Source organism: Polymorphospora rubra (assembly GCF_018324255.1).
Taxonomy (GTDB): Bacteria; Actinomycetota; Actinomycetes; order Mycobacteriales; family Micromonosporaceae; genus Polymorphospora; species Polymorphospora rubra.
In genome coordinates this window covers 6,234,984-6,257,895 of the sequence record NZ_AP023359.1, presented here as the reverse complement: position 1 = coordinate 6,257,895, position 22,912 = coordinate 6,234,984, and the positions used below count along the sequence as shown (strand labels likewise).

19 protein-coding genes are annotated in these 22,912 nt (G+C 73.7%); 7 read left to right on the top strand and 12 right to left on the bottom strand.

What is annotated here, in order from left to right; translation table 11 throughout:
* Nucleotides 1-10: 10 nt before the first annotated feature.
* The 3 genes from Prubr_RS28205 to Prubr_RS28195 all read left to right on the top strand — a co-directional run bounded on the left by Prubr_RS28205 (nt 11) and on the right by Prubr_RS28195 (nt 3,058).
* The gene (locus tag Prubr_RS28205) at nt 11-1,378 is read left to right on the top strand and encodes a DEAD/DEAH box helicase (RefSeq protein ID WP_425517948.1); all 1,368 of its coding nucleotides are present in this window, start codon (nt 11-13) and stop codon (nt 1,376-1,378) included.
* 121 nt (nt 1,379-1,499) lie between these two features.
* Nucleotides 1,500-2,249, top strand: a complete 750-nt coding sequence (locus Prubr_RS28200; protein WP_212817916.1) for a GNAT family N-acetyltransferase — start codon at nt 1,500-1,502, stop codon at nt 2,247-2,249.
* Nucleotides 2,246-3,058: a lysophospholipid acyltransferase family protein gene (locus tag Prubr_RS28195; RefSeq protein WP_212817915.1), complete on the top strand. Its 813-nt coding sequence runs from the start codon at nt 2,246-2,248 to the stop codon at nt 3,056-3,058. Before Prubr_RS28200 ends, Prubr_RS28195 begins: the two co-directional genes overlap by 4 nt.
* A gap of 144 nt (nt 3,059-3,202) precedes the next feature.
* On the opposite strand, the gene Prubr_RS28190 is transcribed toward Prubr_RS28195, so the two are convergent.
* From Prubr_RS28190 to Prubr_RS28145, 10 genes are all read right to left on the bottom strand, one after another.
* Nucleotides 3,203-3,907 (bottom strand): carbonic anhydrase, encoded by a 705-nt coding sequence (locus Prubr_RS28190; protein ID WP_246567753.1) that lies wholly within the window; start codon nt 3,905-3,907, stop codon nt 3,203-3,205.
* A 301-nt stretch (nt 3,908-4,208) separates the two neighbouring features.
* Nucleotides 4,209-5,990 carry a DUF5925 domain-containing protein gene (locus Prubr_RS38330; RefSeq protein WP_212817913.1) on the bottom strand — a complete coding sequence of 594 codons (1,782 nt, stop codon included), beginning with the start codon at nt 5,988-5,990 and terminating at the stop codon, nt 4,209-4,211.
* A 77-nt stretch (nt 5,991-6,067) separates the two neighbouring features.
* Entirely contained in the window at nt 6,068-7,360 is a 1,293-nt protein-coding gene (locus Prubr_RS28180) for a low temperature requirement protein A (protein ID WP_212817912.1), read from the bottom strand.
* A gap of 88 nt (nt 7,361-7,448) precedes the next feature.
* On the bottom strand, nt 7,449-8,663 hold the full coding sequence (gene rocD, locus Prubr_RS28175; protein ID WP_212817911.1) for an ornithine--oxo-acid transaminase: 1,215 nt from the start codon (nt 8,661-8,663) through the stop codon (nt 7,449-7,451).
* A complete protein-coding gene (gene ddaH / locus Prubr_RS28170) occupies nt 8,660-9,505 on the bottom strand; it encodes a dimethylargininase (protein WP_212817910.1) in 846 nt (281 codons plus the stop codon). The genes rocD and ddaH overlap by 4 nt, the downstream gene beginning before the upstream one ends.
* Nucleotides 9,502-10,995, bottom strand: coding sequence for an argininosuccinate lyase (gene argH / locus Prubr_RS28165; RefSeq protein WP_212817909.1), 1,494 nt, complete (start codon nt 10,993-10,995; stop codon nt 9,502-9,504). Before argH ends, ddaH begins: the two co-directional genes overlap by 4 nt.
* Before the next feature lie 31 nt (nt 10,996-11,026).
* A complete protein-coding gene (locus tag Prubr_RS28160; protein WP_212817908.1) occupies nt 11,027-11,893 on the bottom strand; it encodes an arginase family protein in 867 nt (288 codons plus the stop codon).
* A 69-nt stretch (nt 11,894-11,962) separates the two neighbouring features.
* Nucleotides 11,963-12,754 carry an amino acid ABC transporter ATP-binding protein gene (locus tag Prubr_RS28155; RefSeq protein ID WP_212817907.1) on the bottom strand — a complete coding sequence of 264 codons (792 nt, stop codon included), beginning with the start codon at nt 12,752-12,754 and terminating at the stop codon, nt 11,963-11,965.
* Nucleotides 12,751-13,677, bottom strand: coding sequence for an amino acid ABC transporter permease (locus Prubr_RS28150; RefSeq protein WP_212817906.1), 927 nt, complete (start codon nt 13,675-13,677; stop codon nt 12,751-12,753). Before Prubr_RS28150 ends, Prubr_RS28155 begins: the two co-directional genes overlap by 4 nt.
* A gap of 89 nt (nt 13,678-13,766) precedes the next feature.
* On the bottom strand, nt 13,767-15,380 hold the full coding sequence (locus Prubr_RS28145) for a PucR family transcriptional regulator (protein WP_212817905.1): 1,614 nt from the start codon (nt 15,378-15,380) through the stop codon (nt 13,767-13,769).
* Between the two features lie 393 nt (nt 15,381-15,773).
* Here Prubr_RS28145 and Prubr_RS28140 point away from each other — a divergent pair, with 393 nt between their 5' ends.
* The 4 genes from Prubr_RS28140 to Prubr_RS28125 are packed head-to-tail and all read left to right on the top strand — an operon-like array spanning nt 15,774 to nt 19,748.
* Nucleotides 15,774-16,490, top strand: coding sequence for an ABC transporter substrate-binding protein (locus tag Prubr_RS28140; RefSeq protein ID WP_212817904.1), 717 nt, complete (start codon nt 15,774-15,776; stop codon nt 16,488-16,490).
* A 2-nt stretch (nt 16,491-16,492) separates the two neighbouring features.
* Nucleotides 16,493-17,710, top strand: coding sequence for an amidohydrolase family protein (locus tag Prubr_RS28135; protein WP_212817903.1), 1,218 nt, complete (start codon nt 16,493-16,495; stop codon nt 17,708-17,710).
* The gene (locus Prubr_RS28130; RefSeq protein ID WP_212817902.1) at nt 17,707-18,744 is read left to right on the top strand and encodes an NAD(P)H-quinone oxidoreductase; all 1,038 of its coding nucleotides are present in this window, start codon (nt 17,707-17,709) and stop codon (nt 18,742-18,744) included. Before Prubr_RS28135 ends, Prubr_RS28130 begins: the two co-directional genes overlap by 4 nt.
* Nucleotides 18,741-19,748: an LLM class flavin-dependent oxidoreductase gene (locus Prubr_RS28125; RefSeq protein ID WP_212817901.1), complete on the top strand. Its 1,008-nt coding sequence runs from the start codon at nt 18,741-18,743 to the stop codon at nt 19,746-19,748. The genes Prubr_RS28130 and Prubr_RS28125 overlap by 4 nt, the downstream gene beginning before the upstream one ends.
* A 62-nt stretch (nt 19,749-19,810) precedes the next feature.
* Here the strand turns inward: Prubr_RS28125 and Prubr_RS28120 are convergent, their stop codons facing one another.
* Nucleotides 19,811-21,613, bottom strand: coding sequence for a glycoside hydrolase family 15 protein (locus tag Prubr_RS28120; RefSeq protein WP_212817900.1), 1,803 nt, complete (start codon nt 21,611-21,613; stop codon nt 19,811-19,813).
* Nucleotides 21,610-22,872, bottom strand: a complete 1,263-nt coding sequence (locus Prubr_RS28115) for a glycosyltransferase (RefSeq protein WP_212817899.1) — start codon at nt 22,870-22,872, stop codon at nt 21,610-21,612. Before Prubr_RS28115 ends, Prubr_RS28120 begins: the two co-directional genes overlap by 4 nt.
* Between the last annotated feature and the right edge of the window lie 40 nt (nt 22,873-22,912).

The following is a 22,912-nucleotide window of genomic DNA, read 5'->3' as shown; positions in this document are numbered from 1 at the left end:
GGTTCTGGTATTGACCACGCCCGCGCGTGCCCGTAACAACCGTCGACGTCCACCCGCCGCCATTCGACAGTCGCCGGAGGCCAACCGGCAGCCACCACGTGCCGCCACCCCGCCCGCCCCGGACCGGGCCGCGCCACCGGTGACCTCGTTCGGCGACCTGCCGCTGCACCCGGCGTTGCTGACCACGCTGGTCGGGCAGGGGCTGAGCGTGCCGTCGCCGATCCAGGCCGCGGCGCTGCCCGACGCCGTCGCCGGACGCGACGTCCTCGGCCGGGCCCGCACCGGCTCCGGCAAGACCCTGGCCTTCGGACTGGCGCTGCTGACCCGGCTCGCCGGGCGGCGCGCCCAGCCGCGTCAGCCGATCGCCCTGGTGCTGGTGCCCACCCGCGAGCTGGCCGCGCAGGTGACCACCGCGCTGGAGCCGTACGCCCGCGCCGTCGAGCTGCGCACCTGCACCGTCGTGGGTGGACTGTCACTGAACCGGCAGGCCGAGGTGCTGCGGCGGGGCGCGGAGGTCGTCATCGCCACCCCCGGCCGACTGAACGACCTCGTCGAACGCGGTGACTGCCGCCTCGACAAGGTCACGGTCAGCGTCCTGGACGAGGCCGACCAGATGGCCGACATGGGCTTCCTGCCGCAGGTCAGCGCGCTGCTCACCCGCACCGACCCGAGCGGTCAGCGGATGCTCTTCTCGGCCACCCTCGACGGCGAGGTCGACAGGCTGGTCCGCCGGTTCCTCACCACACCGGCCCGGCACTCCGTCGACCCCCCGGCCGGCGCGGTGACCCGGATGGACCATCACGTGCTGCACATCGAGGCCGCCGACAAGACCGCCACGACCGCGCAGATCGGCGCCCGCGACGGACGGGTGATCATGTTCGTCGGCACCAAGCACCGCGCCGATCGGCTGGCCCGCCAACTGCTCGCCAGCGGCGTACCGGCGGCGGCCCTGCACGGCGGCAAGTCGCAGCCACAACGCACCCGGACCCTCGAACAGTTCCGGTCCGGGGCGATCAACGCCCTGATCGCCACCGACCTGGCGGCCCGCGGCATCCACATCGACGACCTCGACCTGGTCGTCAACGTCGACCCGCCCACCGACGCCAAGGACTACCTGCACCGGGGCGGCCGGACCGCCCGCGCCGGACGGGCCGGCACCGTCGTCACCCTGGTCCTGCCCGACCAGCACCGGGACACCACCCGGCTGCTCGCCACCGCCGGGGTCGCCGCCCAGTCCTCCCGGGTGCGCCCCGGCGACGCCGAACTCGCCCGGATAACCGGTGCCCGCACCCCCTCGGGTGTACCGATCACGCCGGTCGTCGCCAAGCCGCAGCCCACCTCCGGACCGGCCCCCGGCCGGCGTCGCCGGCGGCGTTGACCTGCGGCGATCAGGCTCCAACCGGCGGCACGCGCGGCCGGCGTGCGCCGTTCACTGAATCGACATCCATGCAGCTCCCCGGCGACACGCCGGCGCCGGGGAGCGCCCGTACACAGTTCGCATGGAACTGCTCCTGACCAGCCCGGCGACCGCCGGAACCGGCGGGTACACGCTGCTGATCGCCGACGACGCGGCGCAGGTCGCCGCCGCGCAGCGGCTGCGCCACGAGGTCTTCGCCGACGAACTCGGCGCCACCCTGCCGTCCCCGGTCGCCGGGCTCGACGTCGACGAGTTCGACGAGCACTGCGACCATCTCCTGGTCCGCGACGACACCACCGGCGCCGTCGTCGGCACCTACCGGATGCTCCCGCCCGGCCGGACCCCCCGCCGGTACGGCGACACGGAGTTCGACCTGTCGTCACTCGCGCCGCTCGCCGACGTACTGGTGGAGACCGGGCGCTCGTGCGTGCACCCGGACCACCGGTCCGGTGCGGTGATCAACCTGATGTGGGCCGGGATCGCCCGCTACCTGCACCTGACCGGGCGGCGCTGGCTCAGCGGCTGCGCCTCGGTGCCGCTCGCCGACGGCGGCGCGACCGCCGCGGCGGTCTGGGGCCGGGTCGCCGCGAAGCACCTCGCCCCGCCGCTGCTGCGGGTCCGCCCGCGCCGGCCGTGGCCGGTCCCGGACCCGGCCGGCACCGCCGGGCCGGCGACGCCGCCGCTGCTGCGCGGCTACCTGCGACTCGGCGCCTGGGTGTGCGGCCCGCCCGCCCACGACCCGGACTTCGACGTCGCCGACTTCTACGTGCTGCTGTCGACCGACCGGATGCACCCCCGCTACCTGCGGCACTTCCTGGGTGGCCAGGGGTGAACCCGCTCTGGCGCCCGTCGTCGACCTGCGGCCCGCGCTGCCTGCCACCGGCCGGTGGCCCCCGGGTGAGTACGGCCCGGCTGGCGGCGCGCTTCGGCGCGCTGCTGGCCGTACTGGTCTGCGGTCTGCCGCTGCCGGTGGTGCTGCCACTGCTGCCCCGCCGCCAACGGGACGTGGTCGTCCGGGCCTGGGCCCGGGCCGTGCTGCGGGCGGTCGGCGTACGGCTGGTGGTGCGCGGCCGCCCGCCGCGGCGCCGTGCGCTCCTGGTCGCCAACCACGTGTCGTGGCTGGATCCGCTGGTGCTGCTGGCCGTGGCGCCGGCCCGCATGATCGCCAAGCGGGAGGTGCGCGACTGGCCGCTCATCGGCGCCCTGGTCGCCGCCGGCGGCACGATCCTCGTCGACCGCGAACGGCCACGGAGCCTGCCGGCGACCGTGGCCGCGGTGCGGTCGGCCCTGGCCGGCGACGCCGTCGTGGCCGTCTTCCCCGAGGGGACCACCTGGTGTGGTCGGGAGACCGGCCGCTTCCGCCCGGCGACGTTCCAGGCCGCGGTCGACACCGGCGCGCCGGTCGTCCCGGTGTCGCTGCGCTACGGGCGGTCGACGGGTACGGCGACGACGGTGGCCGCCTTCCTCGGCGACGACACGCTGTGGGCCTCGGTGCGGCGGGTGTTGGCCGCGCCGGACCTGACGGTGACCGTGACCGCCCGTGCCGCGCTGCACCCCGGCGACGCCGCCACCCGGCGCCAGCTGGCCCGCATCGCCGAGGCGGCCGTACGCGCCGACGACAACTGGGCGCTGGCCGCCTGACGGCGGCGGCACGCCGTACCGGTCCGGTCGGTGGTGCCGGGTCCGGTCCGGCCGGGTCGGGTCCCGGCCGGACCGGGTGGTACCGGCGACGTGCCGGACGGCCTCCCGGCACGGTGGCGCCGCCCGGGCGGCGCCACCGGTCGTTCAGAGGAGAGTGACGTGACCGTTGTCGAGGTCGTAACGGGCCCCGACCACGGCCAGTTCGCCGTGCCGCACCTTCTCCTGGATGATCTCGCTGCGGTCGAGCAGCGCCCGCACCTGCGCGCGCACGTTCGCCTTGACCGCCCGGTCGACGACGTCGCCGGGACCGCCGACGAGCGGGGCGACGACGGGCCGCAGCGCGTCGACGATCGTGCCGATGTGGCCGGGGGCCGTGCCACCGTGCTCGATCGCCTCGATCGTGGCGGTGATCGCGCCGCACCGCTCGTGGCCGAGCACGACGATCAGCGGCGGGGCGAACTCCTCGACCGCGAACTCGATGCTGCCCAGCAGCAGGTCGTCGACGATGTTGCCGGCCACCCGGTTGTCGAACAGGTCGCCGAGGCCCTGGTCGAACAGGATCTCCGGGGAGACCCGCGAGTCGGCGCAGCCGAGGGTGATCGCGAACGGGTCCTGGCCGTTCGCGAGCCGGCGCAGGTAGGCGGGCGACTGGTGCGGGTGCCGGGCCTGGCCGCGGGTGAAGCGCCGGTTGCCGGCGAGCAGGTGGGCGATCGCGGCGGTCGGGGTCGACGGCGGCGGGCCACCGGCGGACGCGGCGGTCGGGGCGCCGACACCGGCGACGGCGATCGCGCCGGCGGTGAGGCCGCCGGCGGTCAGCAACGTCCTGCGGCGGAGGGTCTCTCGTGACAAGGCGTGTCCTCTCGGGCAAGCGGTGGCGAACGGGTCCACCGGCCCGCGTCGCTGCGACGGAGCGGGCGGTGTCCCGGGTCCGACGTGGGGCGACGGTCGCCGGCTGTGTCCGGGGCGTCGCCTTGAGTCGCATCGATCCTTCACAGCGTCGGTCGACGGCGAAACCCCGTTTCGCCGTCCACAACCGGCCATCGACGGGCTGACCTCGGCATAGCCGATCCTGTCAGAAGTTTTACAGCAGGCTCCCAGTTGACATCCAGCATCAGACCGGATCTCACCCGCTCGCGGCGTGTCGCGACCGTCAGCCGGCCGCCGGCCGGTCCAGATAGGAAGGCGGCACGGCGTCGGTCAGCCAGACTCCGTTGGCACTGCGGAAGAACTCGTGGCCGGCCCGGTGCATCGCCGCGGCGTCCACGGTGAGGACCACGACGGCGCCGCGCCGGCGCGCACCGACCCGGTGGGCGGTGGCCCGGTCGGCCGACAGGTGCACGTGGTGCCGGCCGCCCCGGTCGAGACCCGTCGCCCGGATCGACGCCACCGCGACGGCCCCGGTCCCATGGAAGAGCAGGTCCGGCGGCACCATCGGCGAGAGACCGAGCCGCACCGGGACCGAGTGCCCCTGGTTGGCCCGGATCCGCTCCACCCCGTCGGGGCCGCGCTCGACGGCGAACCGGCGTTTGTCGTTACCGGCCACCACCAGATCGAGCTCTTCGCGCCCGATCCTGGTCGCGGCCAGGAACTCGTCCACCGGCACCCAGCCGGCGGCGTCGAGGGTCAGCCCGGCCCGCTCGGGGGCATGCCGCAGCAGCCGCGACATCCGCTTGCTCAGACTGACGATCCGATCGTGATCCACACCGATGAGTGTGGTCGCCGTACCGGCGCCGTTCCACGGATTTTCGCGGCCGGCCGGGCCCGGGGCAGGCACCCCGGGCCCGGCACCGTCACAGGTACTGGCCGCTCGGCAGCGGCTCCGGCTCGACCGCCACCTGGTAGCCGTCGCGCAGGGCGTACAGCTCGGCGAGCGTCGCACCCGCCGCCGGGCCCCCGCCGGCGTACCCAGCCAGGTCTGCGCTTCGGCGGCCGACAGCGCCGGCACCTCGATCCGGGCCAGGCAGCGCCCCGGGCGTACGACGGCCGGGTGCAGCCGGGCCAGATCCTCGTTGGTGGTGATCGCCACCAGCACCTTGCGGCCCTGGCCGAGCAGACCGTCGGTGAGGTTGAGCAGCCGGGACAGCGCCTGACCGGTGGTCTGCTTCGCCTCGCCACGGATCAGCTCGTCGCAGTCCTCGAGCAGGAGCAGCCGCCACTTGTCGTGCTTGCGGTCGGGGCACGAGCACTCACGGCCCCCGTTGAGCGCGACCTCCATCAGATAGGCCGGGTTGCTGAACAACGCCTCCGGGTCGAGCACACAGTCGAACTGGCACCAGTCCCGCCACTCCCGGGCCAGCGCCCGCAGCACCGTGGTCTTGCCGGTGCCCGGCGGACCGTGCAGCAGCACCAGCCGACCACGTACCGAGTCGCGGTCGACCTTGACGAGCCGGTCGAACTCGGCCCGGGCGGTCGCGGCGTAGTTGCCCCGGATGTCGGCCCACGGATCCACGCTGATCGAGCGCGGGTTGCGCTGCGGACCGTTCGACGACGCGTACCAGAAGCCCATCGCCACGGCCTCCTCGGCCGGCGGCGGTGGCTCAGTCATGCCGTCCGTCGCCAGGGCCAGGATCTCGGCGCCCAACTCCGCGGTCGTCGCGGTGACCGCGACGAAGGCCGTCCTGCCACGCGGCCAGTGCACCGCGCGCAGCGTCCAGCCGTCACCGGCGGCCAGCCGGGCGTGCTCGTTGTCGCTGCGGCTGTCGCGCAGCACCCGTACGTCGGGTGGCAGCAGCGTCGCGTCGTCGCGGACGTTGTTCAGGTTCTTCGACGTCGCGTACGGCTGGTGGCCGGCGACGAAGGCGGTCAGCCCGAGCGCGTCGATGACGTCGCGCGGGGAATCGGAGTCGTCGACGGTGAGGACGACGGGCAGCAGCGACTCCGGCGCGGTGCCGGGAGCGCCGACTTCGAGCGGGATCTGCCGTGGAATACGCACCGGGACATGATCGCGGCCGGAAGGTGTCGCGGGATACCGCTTTTCCCACGGCCGGGGGTTACACGGCCGTGGGCCGGTCACAGGTGCTTGCGGCGCCATTCGCTCTGGTCGACCTCGCTGGCCAGCTGTTCGTCCAGCGCGGTCCGCCGGACCCGGGACCGGGCGTGGGCCCGCTGCCAGAACTGCATCAGCACCAGGACGACGCACCCGGTGGCGAGCATGGCGAGCGCGATCAACGCCGGCGGCCGGATGGCCGCGATCACCACGACGAGTACGACCACCAGCACGACCAGGGGCAGGGCCGGCCGGTAGTGGTGGGTCGTACGCCGGGCGAAGGCGGCGAGGGCGAGGAGGAAGAGCAGCACCCCGCCGTACAGCAGATCGAGTTCGAGGGTGCCGACCCGGTGCTGCCAGCCGGTCTCCGGGTCCGCCGAGATGTCGCCCAGGTAGCGCTTGAGTCCGAGCGCGAACCCGATGATCCCGATGATCATCGGCAGGTGCAGGTAGGTGTAGGCGTCGCGGACCAGCCTGCGCCGGGCCTCGGGCTGGCGGGTGCCGTGCAGCGACTGCTCCGCGGCGATCGCGTGCTCGTCGAAGTACATCCACCACAGGCACACGGTGACGGTGAACCCGAGTGCCGCGGCCACGATCACCGCCCAGGTGACCGGGAGCCCGCCGGTGAGGTTCGGCCCGACCCCGATCGAGATGATCGACTCGCCGAGCGCGACCAGCACGATCAGGGCGTGCCGTTCGGCCCAGTGGCCGGCCGAGACGATGTAGAAGCGACCGGAGAGCCGGACCGTCCCGGCCAGGTACTCGACCGCGATCGCCGCCGTCCACAGTCCGAGGCGCACCGGATTCGGCTCGGCCTCGTCGCCGCTGTGCGGAATCAGCGCCGCGCTCAGGATGAGGACGGTGCTGGTCACCACCGGCACGGCGAAGACCCCGAAGTTGCGCAGCGGGCCGACCCAGCCGGCACCGGTGGTCCGCAGCACCGTCCAGTGCACGGCCAACTGCCCGACCCGGACGACGGCGTAGCAGGCGGCGAAGACGACCGGGCCGTACAGGCCGCCGGGGTCGTCGACGAACGCCTCCGGCAGGGTCAGCGCGAGCACCAGTACGGCGGCCATGATGCCGAAGCTGAGCAACGGGAGCAGCCCCTGGTCGGCCCGGGCCAGGTTGCCGAGCGCGGCAAAGCTGCTCCAGCACCACCACAGCAGGGCCAGCACCAGCAGCGCGCGGGTCAGTCCGAGCGGGGTCAGCTGCTCGCCGGCCACGTTCGTGACGTTCAGGAAGGCGAAGACGAAGATCAGGTCGTAGAGGAGTTCCAGCCGGGTGACCCGGGACCCTGGAGCCCCCGGATGGATCATGCGTCTCCGTTCGGGCACCTCCACGCGCAAAGTCTGTCAGCCCGGATGTCCGCCGGGGGCGGCATCCGGGCAACCGGACGACCGCGGATCAGTTGCCGGGCCGCGCCGCCAGCACCTCGCGCAGCCGGGCCAGCGCCCAGCCGATCTCGTCGTCGGTGGCGACCAGGGGCGGGGCCAGCCGGATGGTGCTGCCGTGCGTGTCCTTGACCAGGACACCCCGCTCGGCGAGCGTCTCGCAGACCTGGCGGCCGGTGCCGACCGCCGGGTCGATGTCGACGCCGGCCCAGGCGCCGACCCCGCGTACGGCGGTGACGCCCCGGCCGACCAGCTCCCGCAACCCGCCGTGCAGTACGGCCCCGATCCGGCGGGCGGCAGCCTGGTACTCGCCGGTGGCGAGCAGGTCGACGACGGCGGCGCCGACGGCCGCGGCCAGCGGGTTGCCGCCGAACGTGCTGCCGTGCTCGCCGGGTCCGATCAGTCCGAGCACCTCCCGGCTGGACACCACCGCGGACACCGGCACCACGCCACCGCCGAGCGCCTTGCCGAGCAGGTAGACGTCGGGGCGTACGCCGGCGAGTTCGCAGGCGAACGTGGCTCCGGTCCGGCCCAGCCCGGACTGGATCTCGTCGGCGACGAACAGGGCGCGGCGCTCGTCGCAGATCCGCCGTACGCCGGCGAGGTAGCCGTCGGACGGCACGACGACACCGGCCTCGCCCTGGATCGGTTCGACGAGTACGGCGGCGGTCCGCTCCCCCACCGCCGCGTCGAGCGCGTCGAGGTCGTCGTACGGCACGACGGTGAAGCCGGGGGTGAACGGGCCGAAGCCGGCGCGGGCCTGCTCGTCGGTGGAGAAGCTGACCACGGTCGTGGTGCGGCCGTGGAAGTTCCCGGCCGCGACCACGATCTCGGCGGTGTCGGCGGGTACGCCCTTGACCTCGTACGCCCACCGGCGGGCGACCTTGACGCCGGTCTCCACCGCCTCGGCGCCGGTGTTCATCGGCAGCACCATCTGCATGCCGCACAGGTCGGCGAGCTTGGCGGCGAACGGGCCGAGCCGGTCGTTGTGGAAGGCCCGGCTGGTCAGGGTGGCCCGGTCCAGCTGCTCACGGGCGGCGGCGAGCAGGGCGGGGTGGCCGTGGCCGAAGTTCAGCGCGGAATAGCCGGCGAGGCAGTCCAGGTAGCGCTTCCCGTCGACGTCGACGACCCAGGCACCTTGCGCGCTCTCGATCACGACGGGCAGCGGGTGGTAGTTGTGCGCGAGCACGTCGTTTTCGACCTTGATCGCGGCGAGGGTGCGGTTCATCGGCGGATCTCCTGGGTGCAGCACTTGGCGCCGCCGCCGGCCTTGGCCAGCTCCGACAGGTCGACCGGCACCGGCCGGTAGCCGCGGGCGGCGAGCTGGGCGACGAGGTCGGTGGCGGCCCGCGCGACGACGACGTTCTCCCCGTCGGAGACCGAGTTGAGGCCCAGGACGAGGGCGTCGGCCTCGGTGGCGAGGATCGCGTCGGGAAACAGCCGGGCCAGTGTCCGCCGGCTGCCGGTGGAGAACGCGGGCGGGTAGTAGGCGACGTTGTCGTCGTCGAGGACGAACAGCGCGGTGTCGAGGTGGTAGAAGCGCGGGTCGGTGAGCCGCAACGAGACGACCGGCCGGCCGAGGAACTCCTGTGCCTCGCCGTGTGCCGCCGGGTCGGTGCGGAAGCCGGAGCCGGCCAGGATCAGGTCCGCGACGACCGCGAAGTCGCCCTCGCCCTCGTTGGCGTAGCCGGGCAGGAACACCTCGCCGAAGCCGGCGGCGGCGAACCAGGCCCGGTAGGCGGGCGCCTCGGGTTCGCGTACCGGCTCACGGAACCGGGCGCCGTAGACCTGCGAGTCGACGACCAGGGCGCAGTTGGCGGCGAAGACCATGTCGACCAGGCCGGGGACCGGCTCGGCGAGGTGCACGGTGTGCCCGAGCCGGAGGTAGGTGTCGCGCAGTTCCGTCCACTGCCGCCGGGCCAGGTCCCGGTCGACGGGTACGGCCGGGTCCATCCACGGGTTGATGGCGTAGACGACGTCGAAGTGGGTCGGCGGGCACATCAGGTATTCGCGCCGGGTCGCGGTCCGCGCCGCCGGCGCGGTGGTCGGGGTGACTGCGGTCAGGCTCATCCGGCCTCGGTCCCATCGGTGCTGGCCCCGCCGTCGGCGAGGATGGTGTCGACAGCGTCTTCCAGGGCCGCCTCGGCGGCGGTGGTCTGCCGGCGCAGCTCGTCGATCCGGGTCCGGTCGGCGGCCAGCCGGGCGGCGAACTCGGCGTTCTCCCGGCGTACGGCGTCGGGCGCCGGGCCGCCGTAGAGGGTGCGTCGGGCGACGAACCCGTGGGCGTCCATGGCTTCGCCGAACTGCTCCGGGGTCAGGCCGCTGGCCCGGCCGATCACCTGGGTCGCCGCCTCGTCGAGCAGGGCGGGCGGGGCGGCCGGGGCGGCCAGTCCGCGTTCGACGCCGAGCCGGACGAAGACGCCGACGATCTGGTGGGCGTGCCGCCAGTCCAGGCCGGTGTGCCGGACGAGGGCGGACGCGACGTCGGTGACCTGGGCCCAGTGCGCGCCGGCCTGGGCGGCCATCCGCGTGGTGTCGACGCGCAGGTCGGCGAGGATCTGCGCGGCGTCGCCGACCTTGGCGGTGATCGCGGCGCACATCGACCAGATCGCCTGCTGCGAGTAGCGGCGTTCCATGATCGGGAAACCGGTCGGCCCACGCTCGGCGGTGATCACACCGACCAGGGCGGCGAGCGCCTGGGTGGCCACCGACTTGACGTCCTCCAGCGCGTCGGGGTTCTTCTTCTGCGGCATGATGCTGCTGGTGCCGCAGAACCGGTCGGGCAGTTCGACGTACGCGAACTCGGAGGTCGACCACAGGTAGAGGTCGTCGGCGAGCCGGGCCAGGGTCGCGCCGACGGTGGCGAGCAGGGCGGCCGCCTCCATCTCCAGGTCGTGGCTGAGGATCGCGTCCATCGTGTGCGGCAGCGGGGCGTCGAAGCCGAGCAGGTCGGCGACCCGGTGCCGGTCGAGTGGCAGGTCGCTGCCGGTCAGGATGGCGGCACCGGCCGGCGACAGGTTGAGCCGGCCGTGGAAGCCGAGCAGGCGTTCGGTGTCGCGGGCGAAGGCGCGTTCGAACATCGTCGCCCAGTGCGCGAACGTCGTCGGCTGGGCGTGCTGGCCGTGGGTGTAGCCGGGCATCACGGTGTCGGCGTGGGTGTCGGCGAGGTCGAGCAGCACGGCGCGTAGGTCGGCCAGGGCCGGCAGCATCGCGTGCAGGTGCCAGCGGATCGTCATCCGGCGGGCCACCTCGATCAGGTCGCCGGAGCTGCGGCCGAGGTGCAGCCGTCCGCCGAGGTCGGCGCCGATGGTGCGGATCAGGTACTGCTCGCCGGAGTGCATGCCGCCGCCGGCCTCGATACGGGCGGCGGCGACGCCGCCGGCCTCCATGCCCCGCAGCGCGGCGAGGATGGCCCGGCCGGCGGCCGGGTCGAGCAGCCCCCGCTCGGTGAGCATGACGGCGTGGGCCTTGTCGAAGGCGTGGATCGCGGGCAGCGAGTCGCCGAGCAGTTCGGTGCGGTGCGCCTGCAGGTGCGGCAGCTGTTCCTCGGTCAGCCGCACCCCGGTGCCCGGAAGCCCTGGTATCCGCCGCTCATCGGCGGTCCGCGCCGGAACCGAAGACCGCGAAGTGGAAGAGCAGGTACGCGGCGAGGGTGGCGGTCGTCGAGGTGTTGTCGTCGGTCAGCGGGTTGACCTCGGTGACCGCGAGCGCGTCGCAGTGCGGGGCCAGCAGCCGCACCGCTTCCAGGGCCTCGCCGGAGGTGAGGCCGCCGGGTTCGTGGGCGCCGGCGCCGGGCGCGAACGCCGGGTCGATCGCGTCGATGTCGAACGAGAGAAAGACGTGGTCGGCGCCGGAGACCCGGTCGAGGATCTGCTCGACGGCGGAGACCGGGCCGAGGGCCTGGAACTCCCGGGCGGTGATGTGCGTGAGACCGCTCTTGCGCTTGAACTCCGCCGACGACGGGAAGTTGAAGTGCCGTACGGCGACCTGGATGCAGTCGTCGGCGTTGATCCGGTCGAGTTCGAGGCTGCGCCGCATGCCGCTGGACTGGCTGACCCGGCCCTGGAACCGGTTGTGGTCGAGCAGATCCAGGTGCGCGTCGAAGTGGATCACCCCGACCCGGCCGGGGAGCGCCTCGTGCACCCCCCGGGCGACCGGGAACAGCACCGAGTCGTCACCGCCGATGATGATGGGCGTACGTCCGCCGCGCAGCGACTCGGCGACCGAGGTGGAGCAGGCGTCGAGGGTGGCCCCGATGTCGTGCCCGACCACGTCGACGTCGCCGCGGTCGCGCAGCAGGTCGTCGCCGACCTCGTGGACCGAGTCGGTCTCCAGCGAGTAGATGGCGCCGTCCTCGATCCGCTGGGTGATCCAGCGCAGGGCGTCGCGGATCCGGCCGGGCGCGTAGCGCGAGCCCGGCCAGCCCAGGGTGGAGCCCCCGTCGAAGGGAACCCCCACAGGTCGAACTTGCGCGGTTGCTGACGACGTGGCATTGCTGACCTCTCGCGGGTGGTGTGGGGTGTGCTCTCAGCCGAGGACGCGGGAGAGAAATTCCTTGGTCCGGGGGTGCTGGGGGGCGCCGACGACGTCGCGCGGCGGGCCGGACTCGACCACGATGCCCTCGTCCATGAAGACGAGCGTGTCGCCCACCTCGCGGGCGAAGCCGACCTCGTGGGTGACCACGATCATGGTCATGCCGTCGCCGGCGAGCGCCTTCATCACGTCCAGGACCTCGCCGACCAGTTCCGGGTCGAGGGCCGAGGTCGGCTCGTCGAAGAGCATCAGGTACGGCTCCATGGCCAGCGCCCGGGCGATCGCGACCCGCTGCTGCTGGCCGCCGCTGAGCTGGCCGGGGTAGGCGTCGTACTTGTCGGACAGGCCGACCCGGTCGAGCAGCCGGCGGGCGGCGGCGTACGCGTCGGACCGGTTGCGCCCCAGTGCCCGCAACGGGCCCTCGACGACGTTGCCGACGGCGGTCATGTGCGGGAAGAGGTTGAACCGCTGGAAGACCATGCCGATCCCGCGCCGCTGCCGGGCGATCTCGCGTTCGCGCAGCTCGTACAGCTTGCCGTCGCGCAGCTTGTGGCCGACGAGTTCGTCGCGTACCCACAGCTCGCCGCCGTCGACCCGCTCCAGCTGGTTGATGCAGCGCAGGAACGTCGACTTGCCGGACCCGGACGGGCCCATCACGCACAGCACCTCGCCGGCGCGTACCTCCAGGGACACGCCGCGCAGGACGTGGACCGGACCGAACGACTTGTGGAGGTCGATGGCGCGGACGACCGGCGTCGCCCCCTGCTCCGTCTGCGACTGGCTCACTGCTCCGGGGCTCCCTTCAACCGGCGCCCGATCGACCGGGCCCGGCGGGTCGGCGTGGACTGGAAGCCCCGGCCGAACCGGCGCTCGACGAAGTGCTGGATGACGCTGAGTACGGAGACCACCGCCAGATACCAGATGGCCGCGACGATCAGCAGTTCGATCACCCGGTTGTTCGAGTAGTAGATGAACTCGGCCGTCTCCAGCATCTCGCCGTACGTGATGACGGCGGCGAGCGACGACATCTTCAGCGTGCTGATGAACTCGTTGCCCAGCGGCGGCAGGATGACCCGCATCGCCTGGGGCAGCACGATCCGGCGGCGGATCTGGTTCGGGGTGAGGCTGATCGCCTGGGCGGCCTCGATCTGGCCCTTGTCGACCGAGAGGATGCCGCCGCGAACCAGTTCGGCGGTGTAGGCGCTCATGTTGATGCCGAGGCCGAGCAGGGCGGCCATGAACGGCGTCATCACGTCGATCATGCGGGTCTCGAACGGGCCGAAGCCGACGGTCGGGAAGACCAGCGCCAGGTTGTACCAGATCAGCAACTGCAGCAGGACCGGGATGCCACGGAACAGCCAGATGTAGCCGAAGGCGACGGTGCGGGTCACCGGGTTCGCCGACATCCGCATCACCGCGACGATCACGCCGAGGCCGATGGCCAGCGCCATCGAGCAGAGCGTGATGATGATGGTGTTCTGCAGGCCGTGCAGGATCGCCGAGGCGGTCAGGTAGCGGCCGACGACCGACCATTCGATGCTGCCCTGGGCGAACGCCCGGGCGAGCAGCGCGACCAACACGATCACGACCGCCGCCGAGACCCACCGGCCGTAGTGCCGCAGCGGCACCCTGGGCAGCCCGGCCAGTTGCCCCGGCCCGGGTGGTGGCGCGGCGGTGGTGGTGGCGCCACCGCGTCCAGTGCTCGTCATCGCGTCTCCCGTCTGTGCTTTCGCCGAGTCTCACCGGGCCGGCGGGGCCCCGGTACCTGACATCGGGTCCAGTCACCGGACCGGGGGCGCTACTTCCTGTCCTGCCCCCGCCCACCGGATCGCTCCGGTGCCGACCCGCCGGTCCGGTCCGGTGCCGGCCCGACGAAGTCGTCGGTGTCGGCCGCGCTGTCGGCCAGCAGCGCGAGCCACAGTTCCATGCGGCCGTACGCCGAACCGAGGTCGCGGCCGGTGACCTGCTCGATCCGGTCGATCCTGGCCCGCAGGGTGTGCCGGTGGATGCCGAGTTCGGCGGCGGTCTCGTTCCAGTGGCCGTTGTGCGCCAGGAAGGCGCGCAGGCTGGCCAGCAGGGCACCCTCGCGGCCCCGGTCGTGCTGCTGCAGCGGTCCGAGCACCCGACGGACGAAACCGGCGAGCGCCTGCGGCGACTGGGCCCGGAAGAGCATGTGCAGCGCCTCCAGGTCGTCGAACCGGGTCACCGCGCGCCGCTCGGCCCGGCCGACCTCGGCGGCGTGGGTCGCCGCCCGGTACGAGAGCCCGACCTGCTCGATCGGCACCACGTCGCCGAGCCCGAGCGGCACCATCGGGCGTACCGAGGCCAGCCCGGCCAGGGCCGTGGCGGCCCGGTCGGTGGCGTCGGTAAGCACCGCGGCCCGGGCCTGCCGGCCGGCGTCCTGGACGACGACCGCGCCGGGGAGCCCGGCTTCGGACATCAGCTCGTTGACGTCGTCGCAGACCCGGCCGACCCGGTCGGCGGCGCACAGGTAGACGGCCACCCGCACCGCCGTCGGGTCGAGTTCCCAGGCGGTGGCGTGCTGGGCGGCCACCTGGTCGGTGACGGCCCCACGCAGGATCTGGGCCAGCGGGTCGGCGCGCAGCCGGCGGAGCTGCCGGGTGGCGGCCTGCGAGCGCTCCATCTCCAGCGACAGCAGCGCCACGCCGCCGGCCAGCACCATCCGGCTGTAGTCGGTGGCCCGGCCGGGTACGCCGGCGACCAGGAAGCCGCGCATCCGGCCCCGGGCGCCGAGCGTGTGGATCGCCACCGACTCGGTCGGGCCGACCACCGAACCGCTGGAGCGGATGCCGCGTTCCCGGGCCCGCATCACGTCCGGCAGGAGCGCGGGGAGCCGGTCGGCGGCCTCCGGCGGAGAGGCCCGGAGCACGCCCGCGGAGAGGTCGGTGAGGACCGCCCAGCCGCCGACGGCGCGGGCGATGGCGGCGACGATCCCGCCCCGGCCGGACTCCACCGCGGCGGCGGTCAGCGCCTGCTGGGCGTCGAACGCGCGGGCGATGGTGTCGTAGCGTTCGGCGGCGAGCAGGTTCGACACGCCCTCGGAGATCGCCACGTACGGGGCGTCGACCGGCACCTCCAGCACCGGCAGCCCGCGCTGCGCGGCGGCCCGGATCAGCGGCTCGGGCACCTGGGCGTGGCCGAGCCCGATGCCGAAGCCGAGCCCGGCCAGGCCGGCGTCGGCCAGCCGGTGGACGTACGGCTCGAACTGCTCCGGCTGTTCGATCTTGAGTCCGGTGGTGAGCAGCAACTCGCCGCCGCGCAGCCACGGAGTCGGGTCGACGGTTTCGCTGACGTGCACCCAGCGCACCTCGTTGCCGAGTCCGGCGTCGCCGGCAACCACCCGTAGATTCAGGTCCGGCAACGCCAGGACCTGCGCAATCGTCACGGTCACGGGAACATCCCACCCCCTTCGCCGTTGACCACTATTGCGCGGCCGTGACATCGCCGTGAAGTACAGTCCGGGCAGCGGCGACTGGACAAGCGGTCCCCTTCCGATGCTTCCATCGCTGCTTGAAAACTGGGGCCACGTTGCCGAGGGGACCGGCGGCGGACGTGCGGTGTGGGTGCCAACGACCACCCGCCGACCCGGAGGAGAAACTGTGAAGAAGCGAGCCATGTGGGTGGGCGCGGTCGTTGCCGCGACACTGCTCGCCGGATGCGGTGGCGGCAGCGACGCCGACGCCCCGGCGACCGACCAGTCCGACAACCCGCTGAACGCGATGCTGCCGAAGTCGATCCGCGACGCCGGCGAACTCCGGGTGGGCAACAGCCCGGTGTATCCCCGATGTCCTATCTGCCGGAGGGCACCGAGGACAAGGAGAAGCGGCAGGGCTTCGACATCGACCTGGCCCGGGCCATCGGCGAGAAGCTCGGCCTCAAGGTGACCTTCGTGACACAGGAGTACGAGCAGTACATCCCGTCGCTGGCCACCGGCCGGATCGACGTGGTCGAGTCGGCGATGCAGGACCTCGAGTCGCGCCGGGAGACCGTCGACTTCGTCGACTACTACACCACCGGCCCGCAGCTGTTCACGCTGGCCGACAAGGCGGCGCGGTTCCCGGCCGAGGTCGACGTGTGCGGCGCGAAGGTCGCCGTCGACAGCGGCGACACCGGCTACCGCAACGCGCTGACCACCTTCAGCCAGGAGGTCTGCGCACCGGCCGGCAAGCCGCCGATCGAGGAGCTGACCACCAACGGCACCGCCGACGCACTGCTGCAACTGCAGCAGGGCCGGGCCGACGTCGGGATCCGGGGCGCCGAGTCAATCCGGTACGTCACGAACGAGCAGGAACCGGGCAAGTACGCCCTGATCGGCAAGCCGATCTCCGAGATCCCGGTCGGGATCGCGGTCAGCAAGCAGCAGAACGAACTGCGGGACGCCGTGGCGGCGGCGCTGAGGGCGCTGATGGACGACGGCACCTACACCCAGATCGGCGAGAAGTGGGGCCTGTCGGACATCCTCCGGCCGGCCGTGACGATCAACGGGCAGCCGGCGAGCTGACCGTGACCCGTACCGTCCTGCGCGGGGGAACCGTGCTGACCCCGCGGCCGGCCGGCACCGGTGACGTCGTGATCGCCGGACGCGACATCCTGGAGGTCGGGCCGACCGGCCCGGCCTCCGGTCCGGCCGCCCTGCCCGGGGCAACGGTCGTCGACTGCGCCGGGCTGCTCGTCGTGCCCGGCGTCGTCGACGGCCACCTGCACGTCCTCGGCGGGGGCGGCGGCTCCGGCTACCACACCCGGATCCCCGAACTGCCCGCCGATGTGATCGTCGAGGCCGGCACCACCACCTGCGTCGGCATGCCGGGAGTCGACCCGATCACCCGGAACCCCGAGGCGCTGCTCGCCCGCACGTACGCGCTGCCGGTCACCGGTCCGCGCGCCCGGGCGATGGTCGGCGGCTTCCACTGGCCGCCGCCGACCGTCACCGGGTCGGTGCTGCGCGACCTGCACCTGCTCCCGCACCTCGTCGGCGTCAAGATCGCCCTGTACGAGCACAAGGCCACCGCCCCCGGACCGGCCGAACTCGCCCGGCTGCTGCGTGAACTCGAATGGGCCGCCGGGGCGACCGGCAAGGGCTGCCTGCTGCACGTGCACCTCGGCACCGGCGCCGGCGACCCGGACCTGCTCCCCCGGGCGCTCGACGAATCCGGTGCGGATCCGCGACGGCTCCAGGCCACCCACGCCAACTACACCACCGGCACCCTCGCCCTGGCCACCCGCCTGGGCGGCCTCGGCTGCTGGGTCGACGTCAACCCGCTGATCAACCCGGACCGGATCACCGGCGCGGTCGCCCCGGTCGACGCCGTCGCGGCGCTGCTGGCCGGGGGCGTACCCGCCGACCGGATCACGCTCAGCAGCGACGGCAACGCCTCGGTGCCACGTACGCTGCCGGACGGCACCACCGAGCCGTTCGCGTACCGGGTCGAACTGCTGCCCACCGTGCGGGCGCTGGCCGCCGCCGGGGTGCTGGACCTGCCCGACGCACTGGCCCTGGTGACCGCCAACCCTGCCGCCGCGCTACGCCTCGACGGCGGCGGCCCGGCCGGTCCCGGCGGCCTCGGCACGCTGCGGGCGGGCGGCCCCGCCGACATCGCCGTGCTCGACCCCGACCTGCGGGTCCGGCACGTGTTCCGCGACGGAGAGCGACTGGTCCGCGACGGCCGGGCCGTCGCCCCGGACCCGTTCCGCCCACCGCACCGGCCGGGCGTGGCCCCGTGACCGGGCGGCCGATGCGGCAGGTGCTGTTCACACCCGGCGGAGCCGACGCACCCACCGGCCCGACCGGCAGCCAGCCGGCGCCGCCGCGACCGGTCTGGCAGGAGGCACCGGCCCCGGCCCCGGCCGGCGGGCAGGTGCTCGTCGCGGTGCACGCCTCCGGACTCAACCGCGCCGACCTGCTGCAACGCGACGCCGACTACAAGCCGCCGGCCGGCGAGTCGGCCGTACCCGGGCTGGAGTGCGCCGGCACCGTCGCGGCGGTCGGCCCGGACGTCACCGGCTGGCGGGTCGGGGACCGGGTCTGCGCGCTGCTCGGCAGCGGCGGGTACGCCACCCACGCACTCGTCCCCCAGGAACAGCTGCTGCCCGTGCCGGCGGGATGGACGACGACCGAGGCGGCCGGCCTGCCGGAGGCCCTGGCGACCGTCTGGTGGAACCTGCGGATGGTCGCCGGCGTACGCCCCGGCGACCGGGTGCTCGTGCACGCCGCCAACTCCGGCGTCGGCACCACCGCGGTCAAGGTCGCCCGCGCGCTCGGCGCCACCGTCGCCGGCACCGTACGCGGCCCGGTGCTCACCGACGCCGTACGCGGGCTCGGCGCCGACCCGGTCGTGGACTCCACCGCCCCGGACGCCGTCGACGAGCTGCGCCGACTGGCACCGGACGGCTTCGACGTCGTACTCGACCTCGTCGGGGCCGCGGTCGCCGGACTGACCCTCGCCGGCCTGCGCACCGGCGGCCGGTGGCTCAGCGTCGGCGTCCTCGGCGGCGACGAGGTACGCCTGAGCCTGCGTACGGTGATCCGCCGCCGGCTGGTGCTCACCGGCGGCTCGCTGCGCAGCCTGCCCCCGGCCGAGAAGGCCGCCATCATCGCCGACCTGCGCCGCGCCGCGCCGTGGGCCGGCCCGGTCGACCTGCGGCCGGTCGTCGCCGCCCGCTACCCCGCCGCCCGGGTCGCGGCCGCGTTGGAGCACCTGGAACGCGGCGGCCTGCTCGGCAAGATCGTGCTGACCGACCTCGAGGAGATCGCGTGACCCCGTCCCCCACCCCCGTCGGCCTGGCGCTCGGCTACGACCCGACGGTGACCGTACGCCAGATGGCCGACTCGGCCGCCGCCGCCGAACGGGCCGGCTTCGACACCGCGTTCTTCTCCGAGACGCTGTTCACCAACCGCGACTCGGTCTCCGCCCTCGCCGCGTTCGGGCTGGCCACGCAGCGGGTCGCGCTCGGCGCGACGCAGGTCGTCCGGCTGCGCAGCCCGCTGGTGATGGCGCAGTCCGCGGCCACCCTCGACGAACTCAGCGAGGGCCGGCTGGTCCTGGTCCTGGGCGCCTTCACCGCCAAGCACGCGGCCCGCAACGGCCGGCCGCTGACCGACCCGGTGACCACGCTGCGCGAGTACGTCGAGTCGATCCGCGCCCTGCTCACCGGCGAACCGGTCACCTACCACGGCGAGGTCGTGCGGCTCGACGACGTCGCGCTGAACTTCAAACCGGTACGTCCCGACATCCCGATCTGGATCGCCGCCGCGAGCCGCAAGGGCCTGGTCAACGCGGCGTCGATCGGCGACGGGGTGCTGCTGGACGCCGGCACCTCGCCGGAGTACTCGGCGAACGCGGTCGCGCTGCTGCGCGAAAGCGCCGAACGGGCCGGCCGCGACCCGGACGGGCTCGCCGTCGCCCAGCTGATCAACACCTCGATCGAGGACGACCGGGCCGCGGCGGTCGAGGCGATCCGCTGGGAGGTGGCGACGAAGTTCAAGTACGCCTCCACCCCGAAGGCCAAGATGTCGGTCGGCGAACCGACGATCGACCCGGCCGACCTGCCCCGGTTCGCCGAGGCGTACGCCGCCGGGGGCGAGGCGGCGCTGCGGCGGGTGCTGCCCGAGCGGTACGTCACCTCGCTGACCGCGACCGGCACCGTCGACGACGTACGGGCCCGGGTCGACGCCTACCGGGCGGCGGGCGTCACGATGCCACTGGTCCGCCCGGCCGCCCCGCACCAACTCGACAGACTCCTGACCACGTTCGGCGGTTGACGTGATCGTCTGCGGCTCAGGCGTTCCGGACGGGGCGTGTCGGGTGTCCGAGCCGCAGACGATCACACCGGCCGGGGCGCGCCGCCGGCGGCCGAAGCCTCGGTCAGGCGCCAGGCGGCGTTGATCAGGCCGACGTGGGAGAACGCCTGCGGGTGGTTGCCAAGCTGTCGCCCGGTCGCCGGGTCGATCTCCTCGGCGAACAGGCCGAGGTCGTTGCCGCGACCGAGCAGGTCGGCGAAGAGGGCGCCGGCCTCGTCGACCCGGCCGGCCAGGGCCAGGCACTCGACCAGCCAGAAGCCGCAGGCGACGAAGGCGGCGGTGTCGCCGTACCAGCGCCGGACCAGCGGGCCGTCGGCGAGCCGGTCGCGGACCGCCTCGATGGTGGCGAGCATCCGCGGATCGCCGGCGGGCAGGAACCCGACCAGCGGGAGCAGCAGCACGGAGGCGTCGAGCCGGTCGGAGTCGAAGGCGCCGGCGTACGCCCCGATCCGCTCGCACCAGGCCCGGCGCAGCACGGTCGCGTGGATCTCGTCGCGGGCCGCGGCCCAGGCACCGGCCCGCCCCGGTACGCCGAGCGTGCCGGCGAGCCGGACGGCCCGGTCGAGGGCGACCCAGCACATGACCTTCGAGGAGGTGTAGTGCCGGGGGTGTTCGCGGGACTCCCACATGCCGGAGTCGGGCAGCCGCCAACTGTCCGCGGCCTGGTCGGCCAGGGACACCAGCAGTTCGCGGGTGGCGTCGCTCAGCTCGCCGATCCGTTCGCGGAGCAGTTCGGCGGCGAACAGGACCTCGCCGAGGACGTCGAGCTGGCGTTGCCGCCACGCGTCGTTGCCGACCCGGACCGGGCGGCTGTCCCGGTAACCGGCGAGGTGGTCGAGTTGGTGTTCGGTCAGGTCGCGTTCGCCGGTGACGCCGAACATGATCTGCAGTGGCGCGCCGCCGAGGGGGCCGATCGCGTCGGCGATCCAGTCGAAGAAGCGGCCGGCCTCGTCGGGGCAGGCGGCCACCCACAGCGCCTGCATGGTGAGGCTGACGTCGCGCAGCCAGGCGAAGCGGTAGTCCCAGTTGAGGTCGGCGCCGAGCTGTTCGGGCAGTGACGTGGTGGCGGCGGCGACGACCGCGCCGCTGCGCTGGTAGGTCAGCCCCTGCAGCACCAGGGCGCTGCGGTGTACCGCGGGCAGGTAACGGCCCCGGTAGCCGCGGTGCAGCGCGGCCCAGGAGTGCCAGGCCTCCAGCGTGTCGTGCACCGACGGTTCCAGCCCGGTCCAGGCGGCCGGCTCGTACGGCGGTTCGAAGGTCAGCCGGAACCGGATCCGCTGCCCGGCGCCGACCGGGTAGCGCCCGGTGAGGGTGCCGCCGGTGGCGGTCAGTCCGGAGTCGTCGGTCAGCCGCAGCCCGACCGGCCCGGCCCTGGCGACCCAGCTCGGCCCGTCGCGGCGCCACCGCGGCTCGGTCAGCCCGTACTCCAGGCGGGGGGCGACCTCGACGGCGACGTCGACGGTGCCGTCGAGGCCCTCGACCGTGCGTAGCAGGGTGTGCGGGGCGTCGAAGCCGATCTCGTGTCCCCGGCTGCCGGGGCGTAGCGCGAGCGCGTCGGTGACGGCGACCGCGCCGGCGGCGGTGCGCAGCACCGTACGCAGCACCAGGGAGTCGCCGACGTAGTCCCGGGTCGCGGTGTGGTCGCCCGCCACGGTGATCGACCAGTGGCCGGCGGACGGGTCGAGCAGGCGGCCGAAGATTGCCGGCGAGTCGAAGCGGGGCAGGCTCCACCAGTCGACGGAGCCGTGCGAGCTGACCAGGGCGGCGCTGTGGCAGTCGGAGAGCAGGCCGTAGTCGCTGATCTCCGGCGGGTCGGCGCCGGTCACCGCGTACCGCCGGGTCCGGCGGCGACCGGATCCGGGGCCGCCGTGGGCGCGGCGACCGGGACCGGTCGGGTGGAAGGCAGCCGGTCGAGGCCGGCGAGCGCGGGCGTGACCGGCGTACAGAGGTTCTCCAGGTTGCGTCGGTAGGTGCCGTCGGCGCGGATCCGGTCGACGGCGGCGGCGATCCGCCGGGCCAGGTCGGGGTGGAGGAACCGGGCGGCGGCGCCCCGTTCGACGGTGGCGCCGCCGTCGAGGGCGATGCCGATGCCGAGTTCGGCGGCCCGGCGGGCGACCAGCGGCTGGTCGCCGAAGAACGGTACGACGACGACCGGCACCCGGGCGAGGAGTGCCTCGTGGAAGCTGTTGCTGCCGCCGTGGGTGACGAAGACGTCGGCCCGGCTGAGGATCCGCTGCTGGTCGACCCGGTCGTGCACGGCCCAGTTCGCCGGATACGCCGGCAGCACCGTCCGGCCGCGGGTGACGAAGACGACGTCGATGTCGCGGGTCCAGCGGGCGGCGAGTCCGGCGACGCACCGCCGTACGCCGTCGCGGGTGGTCGGGTCGGTGTGCCACAGGTTGTCCATCACCTCGGTGCCGAACGACAGGTAGACCAGCGGGCGGCCGGTGGGCCGGTCGGGGCGCCGGTGGCCGTCGGCGAGGTAGCCGGCGAAGCGGTAGTGGGCCGGCCGGCGGTGCCGGCGGAAGTCGGCGGGCGGCACCGCCGGGTACGACCACAGCAGGTTCGTCTCGGCCGGGATGTGCAGGCTGTTGGAGACGAGTTCGATCTCGTCGGGCCGGACGGTGAGGCCGTACCGCTGCCGCAGGGTGTCCAGCGCGGCGCGGTTGGTGTCCGACGACAGGCATTCGGTGAGGTACCGGCGGTCGGTCATCGGCCCGATCAGCCCGGGTACGGAGGTCCAGTACGGCACCCCGGCCAGCCGGGCGGCGAAGTGGCCCTCCAGCGCGCAGAAGTCGTGCACGACCAGGTCGGGGCCGAAGTCGCGGGTGACCGCGAGGCTCTCGTCGAGCAGTTCGCGGACCCGGTGCAGGACGTCCGACGCGGGCGTGTTGAGGAAGTGCCGGGAGCCGTCGAGGGTGTCGGTGAGCCCGGCCAGGTCGCCGAGGTCGGGCGCGGTGGTCTGCCGGTCGACCAGCACCAGCCGGAAGGTGTGCTCGGCCCGGTAGGCGCGGATCATCCGCTTGAGGATGTTGAGGTGCCCGTCGTTCGGGATCGTGAAGACCATGATCCGTTTACCCGCCATCGCGCCCCCTCGGCCTGTCGGCGTCGGCGGCGAATGCCCG

Bases quoted from the DNA above. Each gene is read 5' to 3' on its own strand.
- Prubr_RS28200 (WP_212817916.1), top strand. From the start codon at position 1,500: ATGGAACTGCTCCTGACCAGCCCGGCGACCGCCGGAACCGGCGGGTAC.
- Prubr_RS28140 (WP_212817904.1), top strand. From the start codon at position 15,774: ATGTCCTATCTGCCGGAGGGCACCGAGGACAAGGAGAAGCGGCAGGGC.
- ddaH (WP_212817910.1), bottom strand. From the start codon at position 9,505: ATGAGCCTGACCGCAGTCACCCCGACCACCGCGCCGGCGGCGCGGACC.
- Prubr_RS28150 (WP_212817906.1), bottom strand. From the start codon at position 13,677: ATGACGAGCACTGGACGCGGTGGCGCCACCACCACCGCCGCGCCACCA.
- Prubr_RS28180 (WP_212817912.1), bottom strand. From the start codon at position 7,360: ATGATCCATCCGGGGGCTCCAGGGTCCCGGGTCACCCGGCTGGAACTC.
- Prubr_RS28115 (WP_212817899.1), bottom strand. From the start codon at position 22,872: ATGGCGGGTAAACGGATCATGGTCTTCACGATCCCGAACGACGGGCAC.
- rocD (WP_212817911.1), bottom strand. From the start codon at position 8,663: ATGAACCGCACCCTCGCCGCGATCAAGGTCGAAAACGACGTGCTCGCG.